The sequence below is a fragment of the Achromobacter sp. GW823-FHT04E03 genome, from assembly GCF_058796095.1.
This window is the reverse complement of the sequence record NZ_JBXAIJ010000001.1, coordinates 2,084,959-2,100,880: the sequence shown is the minus strand read 5'-3', so window position 1 is coordinate 2,100,880 and position 15,922 is coordinate 2,084,959. Positions and strand designations below refer to the sequence as shown.

The following is a 15,922-nucleotide window of genomic DNA, read 5'->3' as shown; positions in this document are numbered from 1 at the left end:
TCTTGAAACCCCATTAGGGGAAACCAGAGGTCAGGCTACAGGAACACGCGGGCGCAACGCGTATGAAAGTTAAAAAGGTCGCATCCTAACGGCAACAAACCTTTCAGCTTCGTGTTATCTCTTTCTTGATGTGTCCCGCGTATCAGACCTGATTTCCTTCTGTACAGGACTGATACGGGGCCGTGTCGGGATGCTACGCCGCGACGTAGCGGATCCAGCCGGAATCCAGCCAATCCGCCAGGCAGGAGCGGGCTTCGTCGCTCAACCGAGCGCAGGATGGGTCTGAGCAATCCAGGCTGCGCGCATCCGCCAGCGTGCGCAGGGCGGCGTCGGCGGGCACCATGGCGGTTTCGCCATTAATGAAGAGCTGCTTGCCGCGATAGAGCATGCGGCTGCGGCGGTCCAGCACCAGCCGGCCTGCGGTGGGCCAGTCTTCTTCCAGATCCACGTCCATGCCTTCGGGCGCGTCGAACACGCTGAGATTGCTGGGCTCGGTCAGCCAGCAGCCCAGGAAGCGCGAGGCCAGCGCATCGTCGAAGCGCAGCTTTTCCACGGTTTCCAGCGTGGCAGCCACCAGCGCGTCCGGCAGCGCGGCGGGGGTGTCGACCGCGGGCTGGCCGGGATCGCGATAGACGGCCGACAGCTTCGGGCCGGGCAGGGCGGGCTCGCCATAGGGGCCGCCCAAGAGGCCGACGCGCGCCATGACCTGATCCGCGGCTGCTTCGAGCAGCCCGCGCGCCAGCGTCGCCTGCGTGGGGGCGCGAAAACCGATGGAAATCGTCATGCAGCCGTCGCCCACGGCGACGCCGTCGTGGGCCGCCTGCGGCGGCAGGTAGAGCATGTCGCCAGGCGTCAGCACGGCCGTCTCTTCGGGCTCGAAACGGCTCAGGATCTTCAGCGGCAGGCCCGGTTCCAGCGACAGGTCCTTCTGGCGGCCATAGCGCCATTCACGCTCGCCCGCCGCTTGCAGCAGGAACACGTCGTAGCTGTCGAAATGCGGACCCACGCCGCCGCCATGGCTGGCGATGCTGATCATCACGTCGTCCAGGCGCGCATCGGGGATGAAGCGGAACAGCTGCATCAGTTCGGACGCGGCATCGCTGTGCAGGTCCACGCTTTGCACCAGCAAGGTCCAGTCGCCTTCATTGTCCTTGGGCAGGCGCGCGAAGGGACCGTTCTCCATCTGCCATTCGCCGTTCTCGCGCCAGATCAGGCGCGATTCCACATCGTCGCGGCGCGCCAGCTTCTTGATGGCGGCGATCGTGACCGGCGGCTTGAAGCCGGGGATGGCCTGGCGGATCAAGAGAGGCTTGCGCTGCCAGTAGCGGCGCATGAAGTCGTTGGGGCTCTGGTTGCCCAGCAGGGCCAAGGAATGGTCGAGGTTCATTGCAGGTGCTTCTTCAGGCGGTAGAGGGCGTCCAGCGCTTCGCGCGGGGTCAGGCTGTCGGGGTCGATGGCGGCGAGTTCCTCGCGCAGGGCGTCCAGGGCCTCGAGGTCGTCGGAACGGTCGGTTTCCGCATAGGCCTGGGCGTCGGCGTCAGCGGCGGCCGCGAACAGGCCGAGCTGCGGCGTGGGGGCGCCTTGCGCCTCCAGGCGTTCCAGTTCGCGCGAGGCCTGGCGGATCACGGCGGCGGGCACGCCCGCGCGTTGCGCCACCTGGATCCCGTAGCTGCGGCTGGCGGGGCCTTCGCGCACTTCGTGCAGGAACACGATGCCGCCGGCCGATTCCGCCGCGGCCAGGTGCACGTTGGCCGAGGCCGGCTGTTCTGCGGGGAGGCGGGTCAGCTCGAAATAGTGGGTGGCGAACAGCGTCAGCGCGCGGTTGTGGGCAAGCAGGCGGCAGGCGATGGCCCAGGCCAGCGCCAGGCCGTCATAGGTGGACGTACCGCGGCCGATTTCGTCCATCAGCACCAGGCTGTTGGGCGTGCTGGCCGACAGGATGGCGGCCGCCTCGGTCATTTCCATCATGAAGGTCGAGCGGCCGCCCGCCAGATCGTCGGCCGCTCCGATACGGGTGAAGATGCGGTCGATCTTGCCGATGCGGGCGCGCGAAGCGGGCACGAAACTGCCGATGCGCGCCAGCAGCACGATCAGCGCCACCTGCCGCATATAGGTCGATTTACCGCCCATGTTCGGACCGGTGATCAGCAGCATCCGACGCGCCGGCTCCAACCGGCAGCCGTTGGGCGTGAAGCGCTCGATGGCGTGTTCCACCACCGGGTGGCGGCCGGCATCGATGTCGATGTCGGCCTGCTCAGACAGTTCGGGCGCGATCCAGTCGTGGCGGCGCGCGTGATCGGCCAGCGCGGCCAGCGCGTCCAGTTCGGCCAACGCGGCGGCGCAGTCCGACAGCGGCCGCACGTGTTCGGCCAGCACATCGAGCAATTGCTCGAACAACCATTTTTCCCGAGCCAGCGAACGGTCCTGGGCGGACAGCACCTTGTCTTCCCAGGTCTTGAGTTCAGGCGTGATGTAGCGTTCGGCGTTCTTCAGCGTCTGGCGGCGGCGGTAATCCTCCGGCACCTTGGCGGTCTGGCCCTTGGTGACTTCGATGTAGAAGCCATGCACGCGGTTGAACTCCACGCGCAGGTTGCTGATGCCGGTGCGTTCGCGTTCGCGGGCTTCCAGCTGCACCAGGAAGTCGCCGCCGTCGGCCGCGAGGCCGCGCAGTTCGTCCAGTTCAGCGTCGAAGCCCGCCGCCAGCACGCCGCCGTCGCGGATGGCGACAGCCGGTTCGGCGGCAATGGCGCGCACCAGCAGGGCGGCCAGGGCCGGGTCCACCGACAGGTGCGAGACCAGTTCGCCCAGCCGCGGCGAATCCGCCATCGGCTCGACCTGGTCGCGCAGCGCCGGCAGGGCCTGCAGCGCGTCCCGCAGGCTGGCCAGTTCGCGCGGGCGCACCGAACGCAATGCCAGGCGGGCGGCGATGCGTTCGATGTCCGGGAAGGCGTTCAATGCGCTGCGCAAGGACTCCAGCAGCCCGGCCGAACCGAAGCCGGCCGCGCCGAAGGTCTGTTCCATGTCCATGCGGCCCGCCAGCAGCGCCGAGATGGCTTGCTGGCGCGCCAGCGCCTGTTCGTTCTCGCGTAGCGGATGGTGCAGCCAGCGGCGCAGCAGCCGGCTGCCCATGGGCGTGCGGCAGCCGTCCAGCAGCGAGAACAGCGTCGGCGAATCTTCGCCGGACAGCGTCTGCGTCAGCTCCAGGTTGCGGCGCGTGACCGGATCCAGCAGCACGTACTGCCCGGGGCGTTCCGCTGACAGGCTCTGCACGTGGGCCAGGGCCTGCGACTGGGTGCGTGCCGCGTAGCGCAGCAGCGCGCCCGCGGCGCAAATGCCGGCCGGCATGTCTTCGATGTCGAAGCCCGCCAGCGTATCGGTCTTGAAGTGCGCCAGCAGGTGGGCGCGGGCGCTGTCGGCTTCGAAGTGCCAGTCGGGCACGCGGGCCCGCGCGCCTTCGAAGGGGAAGTCGAACTCTGCGCTGTCGGCGCAGACGATCTCGGCCGGCGCAATGCGGTGCAGCTCGGATTCCAGCTGCGCCGGCGCGCATTCGGTCACGCGGAATTCGCCGCTGGCCAGGTTCAGCCAGGCCAGCCCGGCGCGCGGCGCGCGCGCGGTGCCGCCCACGAACACGGCGGCCAGCGCGCGGTCCGCCTTGGCCGGCAGCAGCGCGTCGTCGGTCAGCGTGCCGGGCGTGACGATGCGCACGATGCGGCGCTCGACCGGACCCTTGGAGGTCGCCGGATCGCCGATCTGCTCGCAGATGGCGATGGACTCGCCCATGGCGACCAGCCGCGCCAGGTACTGCTCCATGGCATGCACCGGCAGCCCGGCCATCGGGATCGGCGTGCCGTTGGAAGAGCCGCGCTTGGTCAGCGTCAGGTTCAGCAGACGCGCGCCGCGCTCCGCGTCTTCGTAGAACATTTCATAGAAGTCCCCCATGCGGTAGAAGAGCAGCAAGGGACCGGCCTCCGCTTTCAGGCGGAGGTACTGCTGCATCATGGGGGTATGGCCCGGGTGGGCGTCGGCGGCGGTGTTTTGCGTTGCGGAATTCATGCCCGTGATTGTATCGGGCCGGAACGGGCGAGGCGCGAGGGGGGCGCAATTTGTCTTGCGCCCGGCCTCGTCACATCTGCCCCTGGTTGTTGCAAAGCCCCCCTGCCAAGCGGCCGGCTGTGGTTGCTAACCATTGCTGGAGCGGTAGACGGGCGTGGCGAATAAATGACCTTTGCGGTTCGATCTGAGCGTAGAGCTTATGGCGCTGGTTCATGGCGAATGGCATGTCCGCGTCTCATGTACGAAATCGGCGTGGTTGCCGAGAGTTGAGGCCGTCTGCTCATCTACGGCCTCGATGAGTATTTCTCAATGGATGAGTGTTTAAACGATTCAACTAGAGAGGCTAAAGTTATGTCTGGCGTGATGATGAAAAAGAACGATCCGTTTCCGGGTGGGTATGCCGTGACGTTGAAAGGGGTGCTGCCGAGTGGCGTACATTTCACGCGTCTTTGCATGTACAGCTTTCAACCCGGGGGCACGATGCGCTCCGATTTCTGGTACTGGCAAGGCGACGCTCCGGTGTGGAGCCCAAACTCTCCCGGGGACTATGGCTCTGTTGGCCGAAAAGTTGGCTATGCCAATCAGCCATCCTATCCGTACAACTTTGATCAAGACCAATATCTGCAAGGTTCGAGGAAGTTTAGTGATGCAGGCGCTATCGCAACGACCATTTTCGGTACCTGGCAGCTCCAGGGAAGCGATGAGGTGCGTATTGATTTCGGCAGCAGCGTGGAAGTATGGAGAGTGACCTGGGCAGATGCGACATTGGTGAAGATAGAACTTCAGCAGGCTAACTATGTGGCAGGCTCGATTTACTCACTTCCAAGTGGAGCGTATGACGTTTCGGCAGTAAACGCTGGTTGGGGTTTTGGGGGGATAAATGTCGGCTTTACCTCTGGTGCTGACATCAACGGCATGAAAAAGGATCTGCCTTACGGGCGCGTCATTCGGCATAACTCGTGGCTGGGAGTGGACGAACCTGTGGGTATCGACTCGATGAGCCTGGGTAGCGTGTTTTTGGTGACGACGACCGGAGTATTGCGCTATGTGCTTTGGGACGATACCCCTGGAGCACAACACCAGGTGTTCAGCTATTTGGGGCAGCCTCTCGGAAATGCGGGGCTCACAACAGGACGCGTCTGCTACCAAATCAGCCACGACTACAACAATAATGGGCATATAGCAGACGACGTCGGACATACATATTCCGGATTGCAGGTGATTGACCAGGTGGGAACCTTTCGCGGGTTTGTATTTGCCGATTCGTCCGTTAACGGGGCGCCTGTAGTCGCGGGCGATAACAATACGATTTCTTCGCTCTACTATCTGGATACGCAGACAACCTAGCTGGTGACAGTTTTGTTCTCGCGGCGCCTCCTGCGCAGGGAAGACTCATCGGGTTAGCGACTGGGGACGGGCGCCGTAGCGTGGCAGGGCGCCTGCGGCGCTGATACCGGCGGGCATGTCTTCGATGTTTAAGCTCGTCAGCGTGTGGATCCTGATTGCGCCAGCAGATGCGCGCCGCGCTCCGTGTCGTCGTAGAACCAGTTCATAGAAGTCCCGCCAAAGCGGGAGAACAGCAATAAGGGATCCGCCTCTGCCTTGAGGCGAAGGTATTGCTGCATCATCCCGCGTGGGCGTGGGTGGCTTGCGGCGCGGAATTCATGCCCGTCGGGCGCGTGAACCGCTGCGGGGAGGGACGGATGCTGGTTTTGTCCGGACCTCACTTGTTCATGATGTTCCCCAACTTCTTGATTACCTCGCGCTCCGTCTCCGCGCTGGCGTGGGCGGCCTTGGTGTAGGCAGCCGTATCCATGTACTGCGGCGACACACCAGACTGGCGCAACAGGGCCAGGAAGGCTTCATCCTTGAGCGTGTCGCGGAAGGCGCCGTCGAGCTTGGCGATTACCGCCGGGTCCATGTCCTTGGGACCGGCGATGCCGAAGGGCGAGGTGTGCACCACGGGATAGCCGGCTTCCTTCAGGGTGGGGACCTCCGGCAGGTCGGGGGAGCGCTTGTCGCCCAGCGACGCGAGGATGCGGACCTTGCCCGAGGCTACGTAAGGCAGGATGGTGCTGGCGCCGACCAGCACCTGGATGTGGCCGCCCAGCATGGCGGTCAGCGCGTCGGCGTCGCCCTTGTACGGCACGTGGGTCCATTTGGCCTGGGCGGCTTCGCCCAGTTGCACCATGGCGATGTGCTGGCTGCTGTAGGCGCCCGGCGTGCCGTAGGAGATCGTGTCGGGCTTGGACTTGGCGTAGGCGACCAGGTCGTCCAGCGTCTTCCAGGGCGAGTCCGCGGCGACCGCTACGTAATAGTTGTAGCCGGCGATCATCGAGATGTAGGTCAGGTCCTTGACCGGGTCGTAGCGCGTGCCGGTGATGTGCGGCATGCGGAAGATGCCGATGGGCACCATGGTGACGGTATAGCCGTCGGGTGCGGTGTTGAGCATCTGGGTCGCGCCCAGCGTGCCGTTGGCGCCGGTCTTGTTCTCGACCACCACGGTCTGGCCCAGGCGCTTGCCGGACTGCTCGGCCAGGGCGCGGCCGACCACGTCGGTGACGCCGCCGGCGGAGTACGGGATGATCAGGCGGATCGGATGGTTGGGAAAGTCCTGCGCCAGCGCGGGGGCGCTGCCTGCGCTTGCCAGGACCATCATGCCTGCTGCCAGGATCTTCTTCATGTCATTCCTCCTTTGTGTGCCGCCGGCTTGCCGGCCGTCTCCAGGTCTAGCGGGATGCCTGGTATTGAACGTCAATCGGTGATGCGCGCGCGGCTTGCGCCGAAGCCGATGCGCTGGAAACCCTCGCGGCTGCAATGGGCCGTCAGGGTGATTTCGTCTCCGGCCTCCAGGAACAGCCGGGTTTCGCCCGAGGGCAGGGTAATGGGTTGCGTGCCGCCGTGCGTCAGTTCGAGCAGGCTGCCGTGGCCGCTATCGTCGGGCGTGGAGATGGTGCCCGAGCCCAGCAGGTCGCCCGGGCGCAGGTTGCAGCCGCCCAGCGTGTGCTGCGCGACCATCTGCGCGGGCGTCCAGTACAGGTGGCGTGCGTTGGATGCGGACAGCTGCCGCGGCGCCTGCGCGCGTTCGCGCATGAGCGGCGTGGACAGCCATGCTTGCAGTGCGATCTCCAGCCCGCCCGTGGCAGCGTCCTCGGCGTTGCGCAGGTAGGGCAGCAGTTCGGGATCGGCGTCGCCGCGCGCCATTGCGGCGCGGCGGAACGGGGCCAGCGCTTCGCTGGTCACGATCCAGGGCGAAACCGTCGACGCGAAATTCTTGCCCTGGAAGGGGCCCAGCGGCTGGTATTCCCAGGCCTGGATATCGCGCGCGGACCAGTCATTCAGCAAGCCGTAGCCGGCCACGTGGCCAGCGGCGAGTTCCAGCGGCACCGGTTCTCCGAGCGCGTTGCCGGGACCGATCCAGATCGCCAGCTCCAGTTCGAAGTCCAGTTGCGCCGAGGGCCGGAAGGCCGGGGTATCGACGCCGGCGGCGGTCCTGACCTGGCCGCGCGGCCGCCGCACGGGCGTGTCGGACGGGCAGATGGAGGATGCGCGGCCATGATAGGCGATGGGCACATGCCTGTAGTTCGGCATCAGCGGGTTGTTGGGGCGGAACAGTTTGCCCACATGGCTCGCGTGATGGATGCCGGCATAGAAATCGGTGTAGTCGCCCACGTCCGCGGGCAGCAGCAGTTCGCACTGCGCCTGGGGATGCAGCAGGCGCGCGCCCTGGGCCTCGTGCCGCGCGCGGCCGGGGTTTGCAGCGTCCAGCAGGGCGAACAGCGCGTGCCGCACGGCCTTGCGGGTGGCGGCGGGCAAAGCCATCCAATCGTTGAGCCTGCGCGCCGACAGCGCCTGGCGCGTGGCCGGGTCCAGCCTTTCCAGCAGGCCCAGCTCCACGGCGGCCCGGACATCCAGCACCTGCTCGCCGATGGCGACGCCGATTCGTGGCGCGCCGCCATCGCGGCGGAACACGCCCATCGGCAGGTTCTGCACCGGAAAATCCGGATGGCCGTCTGCGCTGTCGACCCAGCTCTGGGCGGTGGGCGCGTGGGTGTGGTCCAGCATCTTGTACTCCTCGCGGGCGTTATCGGTATCGCTGCGCGCTGTGGCCCGGCCTGCGCGCATATTCAATTAAGGCCGTCGTTGCGGCTTCAGGCCGCGGTGGTGCCGCCGTCCATGGCCCAGGCCACGCCCCGGACTTCGTCGGCGTCGGGCGAGCAGAAGAATTCGCACAGCCCGGCGATCTGCTCCAGGGTGACGAACTTGCCCGAAGGCTGGCGCAGGCCCAGCAGCTTGTTGGTGGCTGCGGCATTGTCCAGGCCTTCGCGCTCGGCCAGCGCGTCGATCTGCTTCTGCACCAGCGGCGTATGCACCCAGCCGGGGCAGATGGCATTGCAGGTGATGGCGGTCTGCGCGGTTTCCAGCGCTACCGATTTGGTCAGGCCGATCAGGCCATGCTTGGTGGCGTTGTAGCCGGTCTTGCCGGCGCGGCCGCGCAAGCCGCTGATGGACGCCATGTTGACGATGCGGCCCCAGTTGCGTGCGCGCATGGCAGGCAACGCGGTGCGTATGGTGTGGAAGCTGGCGGACAGGTTGACCGCGATCATGTCGTCCCACCTGTCGACCGGAAAGGCTTCGATCTGACTGACGTGCTGGATGCCGGCGTTGTTGACCAGGATGTCCAGCGCGCCGTAGGCCTGGTTCAGCTCGGCCATCATGGCCTCGATCTGGGCTGGCTTGCGCAGGTCGCAGGGCTGGAAACGGACCGGAACGCCATAGGTATCGCGGAATTCGGCGCAGAGGGCGTCGGCCGCCGAGGCGTCGGCCAGGCCGTTGAGCACCAAGGTCGCGCCGGAGCGCGCCAGGCGCCGCGCTACCGCCAGGCCGATGCCGCTGGTCGAACCGGTTACCAGGGCCACGCGCCCCGAAAGATCAGCCATGCTTGTCTCCACGCTGTGTCGTTATGGAATGCGTGGCAGGTTAGGACGTGGAGATTGAGTCGTCCAATTTATTATCGATGCATGATTTATATTTAGTGGATATAAATAGCCAGCAGCCTTGGAACCACTTATGGAATTGCGCCACCTGCAGAGCTTCGTGGTCCTTGCCACGGAACTGAATTTCACACGGGCCGCCTTGCGCCTGCACATCGCCCAACCGCCCTTGAGCCAGCGCATCCGCGAACTTGAAGACGAGCTGGGCGTGAAGCTGTTCGACCGCAGTACGCGGAAGGTGACGCTGACGGTGGCGGGCCGCGTGTTCCTGGATAGCATCCAGCCCATGTTCCGGCAGCTCGATGGCGCGGTGGAGGCCTGCCGCAAGGCTGGCCGGGGCGAGACCGGCAGCCTGCGGCTGGGCTATACCGGACGCGCCAGCCATGTGCGCCTGCCGGGGCTGGTGCGCGATTGCCGGCGCCATTACAGCGATATCGCGCTGGATATCCAGGGGCCGCTGCCCACGGGTGAACTGCGCCTGAAGCTGCTGGACGGCACGCTGGACGCGGCCTTGTGTTTTCTGCCGCTGGAGGGCAAGCACATCGTGTCGCACGAGTTCATGCTCAGCGAGTTTTCCATTGCGCTGGCCGACGCGCATCCATTGGCCGCCAAGGCCAAATTGCGTGTCGCGGATCTGGCGCAGGAGCCGTTCATTGCCTATCCCTCGGGCAAGGGCTTCCACTTGCGCGGCGCCATGGATGCGATCTGCCTGGAGGCGGGCTTCCTGCCGCGCGTGGTGCGGGAAACGGAGGCTTCCCAGACTTTGCTGTGCCTGGTCGCGGCCGGCACCGGCGTGGCCATCATTCCGCGCGACATCGAGTCCTTCAACATGGAGGGCGTGGTGTTCCGGCCGTTGCCCGCGGACGCCCCTAAGCTGCAGCACGGCATTGCGTGGCTGCAGACCAACCGGAATCCGGCGTTGGGGCGGCTGCTGGCATTGTGCGGCGTTGCCGCTGCGGCAGGATGAGCAGGCCGGCCTGCTTGCCCGCGCCCGTCCGCAAACGGCACAATCGCAGCGCGCGGCCCTGTTTCCGCCGCCGGAGTTCTTATCCATGCAGGTTCTATCCGTCCCGGCCACGCTGGACGCCAGCGAGCGCATCACCATCTCCAGCGGTCCGCACCAGGCCGAATTCGCGCCGGGCGGCGGCGGCCGCCTGACGCGGTTGTCCACCGGCGGCCATGACTGGATCGTGCCCCTGACCGACACGCAGTGGCCCGCGGGACGCTGGCCGCGGGCAGGCTCCTATCCGCTGGCGCCTTACTCCAACCGCATCCGCGATGGCGTGTTCACCTTCAACGGCGCCAGGCACGCGCTGCAGTCGGTAGCCGGCCGGCCCCATGCGATCCATGGCGCGGGCCTGTACCAGCCATGGAGCGTGCGCAGCCACGGCCCGGACAACGTCGACCTGGTGCTGGAGCAGCCCGCCGGCGTGCTGGGCTGGCCTTGGCCTTTCGAATGCGTGCAGCGCTACCAGCTGGACGCGCGCGGCCTGAGCGTGGCGCTTGCCATCGTCAATCTCGGCGACACGCCCATGCCTTGTGGCCTGGGCCTGCACCCCTACTTCACGGCCGAGCGCGTCACGCTGCATGCGCGCCGCGAGTGGACGGCGGACGCCGACGGCCTGCCCAATGGCAGCAAGTCCGTCCATGTGCGCGAGCTGCGGCGTTCGGCCAGCGGCTGCGATACCTATCTGTCGCAGTGGGAGGGGCGAGCCACCCTGCATTGGCCCGATGGACATCAGCTATCGCTGCACGCCGACCCGGCGTTTGCGCACCTGGTGGTCTATACGGCGGGCGGGTCGGAGTTCCTGTGCGTCGAGCCGGTCACCAACGTGGCGGACGCGTTCAACCTGGCGGCGGGCGGCGAGACCCGCACCGGCATGCGGACGCTCGAGCCCGGCGCGCGCTTTACCGCGACCGCGTTGTTTGGCCTGGAGCCGCCCCGGGCCGCGCGTTCCTGACGCCCGCAAGCGGCGCTTTGAAAGCGGCGCCGCCTGCGGCGATAATCCGGGCAAACCAAGTCCAGGAGTCCTTCGATGAAAAAGCTCAGCACCGAACAATTGCAGGCCGCGGCCGAAACGCTGCGCCGTGTGCAGGCAAGGCTGGCGCGCGCCGGCAATCTGCCGCTTGAGCCCACCCTCTATGCCTGCGCGCAAGGATTCCGCCGCAACGTGCCCGACTATCTGTGGTCGTGGCTGTCAGGCCTGCTGGCGCCGCACAAAAGCCTGGGGGCGTGGATGGACGCACACCAGCCAGGCTGGCGCACGGGCAAGACGCCCGCCGCGGTGGTCTACGCGCGCAGCGAAAATGGCTGGTTGGAATGGCTGATCGCCGAGCTGGAAGCCGAGATCAATGATCCCCACGCCCGCGCCAAGCGGGAAGGGCGCGCCTAGACCGGTGCATTGCCCGCGCGTCCAGCGTCCAGCGTCCAGTCCGGACCGGATGCCGGCCGGGCGCTTCAGGCCCGCTCGGCTCGCGAGCGGCGCAACAGAAGGAATAGCGTCTCCAACACGGCGGCCGCCAGCAGGGCGGCCAGCACCGAACCCAGCACTTGCGAGTCCCATAGGCGCGGCGGCCCTACGCGGAACTGCACCGTGTCGAAGACCAGTCCGGCCGTGATGCCGGCGACGATGGCCGCCTTCCATCCTTGCAAGGGAGCCAGCCGCAGCATCAGCAGGGTGAAGGCCACCATCCCCCAGAGCACGGGTTCAAGCGCCTGATTGAGAATGTGGTCGAGCAGAAGAGACTCCCGATTGGGTCGCGCATGCGTTTGCGCGCAGTCGAGTTTGTACTGCTTTCTGCTTGCAATTGCGAGATGCCCCGCCGCCGCGAGCGGCGAGGCATGGCCCACGGGTTCTAGAACCCTTCCAGCACGATCTTGCCCTGCGCCTTGCCGCTTTCGATGAAGGCGTGCGCCCGGCGCAGGTTTGCGGCATTGATCTTGCCGTAGTGCGCGCCCAGGGTGGTGCGCAGCGTGCCTTCGTCGATCAGGCGGGCGGCCTGGTTCAGCAGTTCATGCTGCGCGATCATGTCGGGCGTGCCGTGCAGCGGACGCGCGAACATGAACTCCCAATGCAGCGAGGCCGACTTGGACTTGAGCAGGCGCACGTCGATGGCTGCGGGGTCGTCGATCAGGGCGATCTTGCCTTGCGGCGCAATCGCTTCGGCCATCTGCGCGAAATGCTGGTCGGTCTGGGTCAGGCCGGCGATATGACTGACGTGTTCGAAGCCGATGCGCTTGAGTTCGGCGGCCAGCGGCTGGCTGTGATCGATCACGTGATGCGCGCCCAGCTCGCGCACCCAAGCCTGGGTTTCCGGACGCGAGGCGGTGCCGATCACCGTGAGTCCGGTCAGCTGGCGAGCCAGCTGCACCAGGATGGATCCCACGCCGCCCGCGGCGCCGATGACCAGCAGGCTGCCCTGGCTGGGCGCGGCGTTGTCCAGCACGCGCAGCCGGTCGAACAGCAGCTCCCACGCGGTGATCGTGGTCAGCGGCAGCGCCGCGGCCTGGGCGTAGTCCAGGCTGTCGGGCATGCGGCCGACGATGCGTTCGTCTACCACGTGCAGCTCGCTGTTGGCGCCGGGGCGGTTCAGCGCGCCCGCATACCAGACGCGGTCGCCCGGCTTGAACAGGCTGGTCTTTGCGCCCACGGCGCGCACCACGCCGGCGGCGTCCCAGCCTATGACTTCGGGCTGCCCGTCCTTGGGCTTGCGGTTGGCGCGGATCTTCACGTCCACCGGATTCACCGAAATGGCGCGGACTTCGACCAGCAGGTCGTGGTCGCCGGGCACCGGGTCGGCGACGGTGATGTCTTGCAGCGCCTCCGGGTGATCGGCGGGCAGGTTCTTGAAATAGGCGATGGCTTTCATGGCGGCTTGTCCGGATCAGATGATGGAACGCACCACGCCGCCGTCCACGCGCAGCGCCGCGCCGTTGGTGGCGGCGGCTTGCGTGGAGCAGGTGTAGACGACCATGTTGGCCACTTCTTCCACGGTGGCCAGGCGGCGCAGCAGCGAAGTGGGGCGGTGTTGGGCGATGAAGTCGCGCTCCATCTGGTCCTGCGTGACGCCTTGTTCCTTGGCCATTTCGGCAAAGAAGTCCGACACGCCTTCCGAGCGGGTGGGGCCGGGCAGCACCGCGTTGACCGTGACGCCGGTGCCGGCGGTCAGTTCGGCCAGGCCGCGCGACACGCCCAGCAAGGCAGTCTTGCTGACGCCGTAGTGGATCATTTCCGCGGGGATCTGCACCGCGGACTCGCTGGAGATGAACACGATGCGGCCCCAGCCGGCGGCCAGCATGCGCGGCAGGTAGTAGCGCGACAGGCGCACGCCGCTCATGACGTTGGTGTCCAGCATGTACTGCCAGTCGTCATCCGTGATTTCAGTGAAGGACTTGGGCGCGAAATAGCCGGCGTTGTTGATCAGGATGTCGACGTCGGGATGGGCGGCCGAGATCGAGGCCGCGCCGTCGGCAGTGGCGAGATCAGCCTGCACGGTGCTCACGCGCGCAGCGGGAAACTGCTTGGCAAGTGACGCGGCGGCCTGGGCCAGCTTGTCGGCGTTGCGGCCGTGCAGCACGACTTCGGCGCCGGCCTCGGCCAGGCCCGCGGCGATGGCCAGGCCAATGCCGCCGGACGATCCAGTAACCAGGGCTTTCTTGCCGTTCAATTCGATTTTCATGAAGGGGACTCCTTGCGTGTCGGGGAATGGAGCCATGATTACCCAGCCCAAACCAGCGAAAAAGCGGCTAGCATCGCAGTCAGTTTCAATAATTTTTTGAAAATGAGGCCGGCATGGTGCGGTTCGAAGATCTGAAGATATTCATGGCGGCGGCGGACCAAGGCAGTTTTTCCGCCGCCGCGCGCGAACTGGACCTGACGCCCGCAGTCGCAAGCGCCGCGCTCAAGCGGCTGGAGCAGGCCCTGGATGCGCGCCTGTTCGTGCGCACGACGCGCAGCCTCAGGCTGACCAGCGACGGCGCACGCTATCTGGAGCATGCCCGCGCGGCGCTGTCGGCGCTGGACGCGGGCAGGAACGCCGTAGCGCGCAACAAGACGGAGATCTCCGGCACGCTGTCCTTGTCGATCCCGTCCGACCTGGGCCGCCACGTGCTGCTGCCGTGGCTGGACGAATTCCAGGAACAGCATCCGCGCGTCAATTTCCAGGTGCGCATCAGCGACCGCCTGGCCGACCTGTACCGCCAGCCGGTGGATCTGGCGGTGCGCTATGGCACGCCGAACGACTCGGGACTGGTGGCCCTGCCGCTGTCCGAGCACAACCGCCGCGTGGTGTGCGCCTCGCCCGCATACCTAGCGCGCCATGGCGTGCCGCAGGTGCCCGATGACCTGCGCCGCCACAATTGCCTGTCCTTCGTGCTGGGCGAAACCCTGCACGACCGCTGGGCCTTCCGGCGCGAGGGCGCCGCGCTCACCATACCGGTCAAGGGCGACCGCGTCGGCGACGACGGCGAACTGGTGCGCCGCTGGGCCCTGGCTGGCCATGGCCTGGCCTACAAGTCGCGATTTGACGTGCTGGCCGACCTGCGGGCGGGCAGGCTCATCGAAGTCCTGGCCGACTACACCAGCGAGCCCTCGCCGTTATACCTGCTGTGCGTGCACCGCATGCTGCTCTCGCCGGCGGTAAAGCGGCTGCGCGAATTCCTGCACGAACGCTTCAAGGCCTTCGAGGCGGGCTAGCCGGTCTTCTGGGGCTTCAATGCGCGTGGCTGGCCCGTTGGTTTGCCGCGCGCGTGCGGGCGGCTTTCTTCGCGGCAGCGGACCGGCCTGCAGCGCCCTTGGTGGCGGCAGCCTTCTTGGCGGCGGCCGAGCGGGCGGCGGCGCTGCGCTTGGAGGCCGATGCGCTGGCCTGCCGCGACAATGCGGTGCGCGAAGCGGGCTTGGCGCTTTCCTTCTTCAGGGCGGTGGTGGTGGCCTTGGCGCGTTTGGTGGACTTGGCATGCCCATCATGAGACGCGTCGCTGTCCTGCTTCGCCTTGCGCTTGGTCGCCGCGCTGGCCTTCTTCGGCGTAGGCAGGGCCACGCCGGCGCGGCGCGCCTTGGACAGTCCGATCGCGATGGCCTGCTTGGTGGACCGCACGCCATGTTTGCCTTCGCGCACGTGGTCGATTTCCTCGCGCACGAATTCTCCGGCCTGCGTGGAAGCGGATTTTCCTTGCCGTTTGTCGCGCGCCGCTCGTTCCAGGGTTTTTCGTTCAGGCATGACGACACCTCCTTGCTTGCGTTGCGGGAACGGGCTCCGCCGCGCCGAGGCCGGTGCGACGGAACTCGTAACACCACTCTAACGCCGTGGGCGTATGCTGTGTGTTCGAATGGATTGCCGGTCGTAAGCGCCGGAACACCGCCGCCAGACCGACGATGCACGACTCACCCCCTAAGCGGAGACGAGCTATGTCGAATCATGTCTACAAGCAAATCGAACTGGTGGGCTCTTCCACCAAGTCCACCGACGACGCCATCACGCAGGCCATCGCGCGCGCTTCCGAGACGCTGCGCAACCTGGATTGGTTCGAAGTCACCGAAGTGCGCGGCCATATCAAGGATGGCAAGGTGGCGTACTGGCAGGTCGGCTTGAAGATAGGCATGCGGCTGGAAGGGAACGAGTGAGTCCGCTTGCTGCTTCTTTCTTGAGCACACCTTCCAAGTGATTGTCGGATAAGGAGTTTTTCAGCTTGTTATCCGACTGTTCAGAGGCTTGTCCACATTCGGTGGGGACAAGCCTGTCTCGCTTGTGGCTGCGGCGCTCAAGGTCCGACGTGGCATCGTGAACCCGCCGGCTGTGGGCGTTTCTTGAGCGGCCCCTCCAAGTGCTTGGCCCACAAGGCTTTTTGCGTCCTGCCCTCATACTGTCCTCAGGCT

15 protein-coding genes are annotated in these 15,922 nt (G+C 66.2%); 6 read left to right on the top strand and 9 right to left on the bottom strand.

Annotated features, from left to right (window positions below; all coding sequences use genetic code 11):
- Positions 1 to 193: 193 nt before the first annotated feature.
- A complete protein-coding gene (locus tag AC1RHV_RS09815) occupies positions 194 to 1,387 on the bottom strand; it encodes a ribosomal protein uL16 3-hydroxylase (RefSeq protein WP_119450074.1) in 1,194 nt (397 codons plus the stop codon).
- Positions 1,384 to 4,053, bottom strand: a complete 2,670-nt coding sequence (mutS, locus tag AC1RHV_RS09810; RefSeq protein ID WP_492300574.1) for a DNA mismatch repair protein MutS — start codon at positions 4,051 to 4,053, stop codon at positions 1,384 to 1,386. The genes AC1RHV_RS09815 and mutS overlap by 4 nt, the downstream gene beginning before the upstream one ends.
- 351 nt (positions 4,054 to 4,404) lie before the next feature.
- On the opposite strand from mutS, the gene AC1RHV_RS09805 reads away from it, so the two are divergent.
- Positions 4,405 to 5,400: a hypothetical protein gene (locus AC1RHV_RS09805; RefSeq protein WP_119450073.1), complete on the top strand. Its 996-nt coding sequence runs from the start codon at positions 4,405 to 4,407 to the stop codon at positions 5,398 to 5,400.
- Positions 5,401 to 5,776: 376 nt separating this feature from the next.
- On the opposite strand, the gene AC1RHV_RS09800 is transcribed toward AC1RHV_RS09805, so the two are convergent.
- From AC1RHV_RS09800 to AC1RHV_RS09790, 3 genes are all read right to left on the bottom strand, one after another.
- Positions 5,777 to 6,736: a Bug family tripartite tricarboxylate transporter substrate binding protein gene (locus AC1RHV_RS09800; RefSeq protein ID WP_054453252.1), complete on the bottom strand. Its 960-nt coding sequence runs from the start codon at positions 6,734 to 6,736 to the stop codon at positions 5,777 to 5,779.
- Between the two features lie 71 nt (positions 6,737 to 6,807).
- Positions 6,808 to 8,118 carry a fumarylacetoacetase gene (gene fahA / locus AC1RHV_RS09795; protein WP_492300571.1) on the bottom strand — a complete coding sequence of 437 codons (1,311 nt, stop codon included), beginning with the start codon at positions 8,116 to 8,118 and terminating at the stop codon, positions 6,808 to 6,810.
- Positions 8,119 to 8,204: 86 nt separating this feature from the next.
- On the bottom strand, positions 8,205 to 8,993 hold the full coding sequence (locus tag AC1RHV_RS09790; RefSeq protein WP_492300570.1) for a 3-hydroxybutyrate dehydrogenase: 789 nt from the start codon (positions 8,991 to 8,993) through the stop codon (positions 8,205 to 8,207).
- A 130-nt stretch (positions 8,994 to 9,123) separates the two neighbouring features.
- On the opposite strand from AC1RHV_RS09790, the gene AC1RHV_RS09785 reads away from it, so the two are divergent.
- The 3 genes from AC1RHV_RS09785 (at position 9,124) to AC1RHV_RS09775 (ending at position 11,440) form a co-directional block, all read left to right on the top strand.
- The gene (locus AC1RHV_RS09785) at positions 9,124 to 10,014 is read left to right on the top strand and encodes a LysR substrate-binding domain-containing protein (RefSeq protein WP_125471998.1); all 891 of its coding nucleotides are present in this window, start codon (positions 9,124 to 9,126) and stop codon (positions 10,012 to 10,014) included.
- Positions 10,015 to 10,099: 85 nt separating this feature from the next.
- Positions 10,100 to 11,008, top strand: coding sequence for an aldose epimerase family protein (locus tag AC1RHV_RS09780; RefSeq protein ID WP_119450103.1), 909 nt, complete (start codon positions 10,100 to 10,102; stop codon positions 11,006 to 11,008).
- Positions 11,009 to 11,083: 75 nt separating this feature from the next.
- Positions 11,084 to 11,440 (top strand): hypothetical protein, encoded by a 357-nt coding sequence (locus tag AC1RHV_RS09775; protein WP_054453246.1) that lies wholly within the window; start codon positions 11,084 to 11,086, stop codon positions 11,438 to 11,440.
- Between the two features lie 65 nt (positions 11,441 to 11,505).
- On the opposite strand, the gene AC1RHV_RS09770 is transcribed toward AC1RHV_RS09775, so the two are convergent.
- The 3 genes from AC1RHV_RS09770 to AC1RHV_RS09760 form a co-directional block, all read right to left on the bottom strand.
- Positions 11,506 to 11,739: a hypothetical protein gene (locus tag AC1RHV_RS09770; RefSeq protein ID WP_054453243.1), complete on the bottom strand. Its 234-nt coding sequence runs from the start codon at positions 11,737 to 11,739 to the stop codon at positions 11,506 to 11,508.
- A gap of 164 nt (positions 11,740 to 11,903) precedes the next feature.
- A complete protein-coding gene (locus AC1RHV_RS09765; RefSeq protein ID WP_492300567.1) occupies positions 11,904 to 12,917 on the bottom strand; it encodes a zinc-binding alcohol dehydrogenase family protein in 1,014 nt (337 codons plus the stop codon).
- A gap of 15 nt (positions 12,918 to 12,932) precedes the next feature.
- Positions 12,933 to 13,727 carry an SDR family NAD(P)-dependent oxidoreductase gene (locus tag AC1RHV_RS09760; RefSeq protein ID WP_119450069.1) on the bottom strand — a complete coding sequence of 265 codons (795 nt, stop codon included), beginning with the start codon at positions 13,725 to 13,727 and terminating at the stop codon, positions 12,933 to 12,935.
- A 113-nt stretch (positions 13,728 to 13,840) separates the two neighbouring features.
- Between AC1RHV_RS09760 and AC1RHV_RS09755 the strand changes: the two genes are divergently transcribed.
- Positions 13,841 to 14,743 carry a LysR family transcriptional regulator gene (locus tag AC1RHV_RS09755; protein ID WP_119450068.1) on the top strand — a complete coding sequence of 301 codons (903 nt, stop codon included), beginning with the start codon at positions 13,841 to 13,843 and terminating at the stop codon, positions 14,741 to 14,743.
- A 16-nt stretch (positions 14,744 to 14,759) separates the two neighbouring features.
- On the opposite strand, the gene AC1RHV_RS09750 is transcribed toward AC1RHV_RS09755, so the two are convergent.
- Positions 14,760 to 15,266, bottom strand: coding sequence for a DUF6496 domain-containing protein (locus AC1RHV_RS09750; protein WP_054453235.1), 507 nt, complete (start codon positions 15,264 to 15,266; stop codon positions 14,760 to 14,762).
- 188 nt (positions 15,267 to 15,454) lie between these two features.
- Here AC1RHV_RS09750 and AC1RHV_RS09745 point away from each other — a divergent pair, with 188 nt between their 5' ends.
- The gene (locus AC1RHV_RS09745; RefSeq protein ID WP_054453233.1) at positions 15,455 to 15,670 is read left to right on the top strand and encodes a dodecin; all 216 of its coding nucleotides are present in this window, start codon (positions 15,455 to 15,457) and stop codon (positions 15,668 to 15,670) included.
- The last annotated feature ends 252 nt before the right edge of the window (positions 15,671 to 15,922 follow it).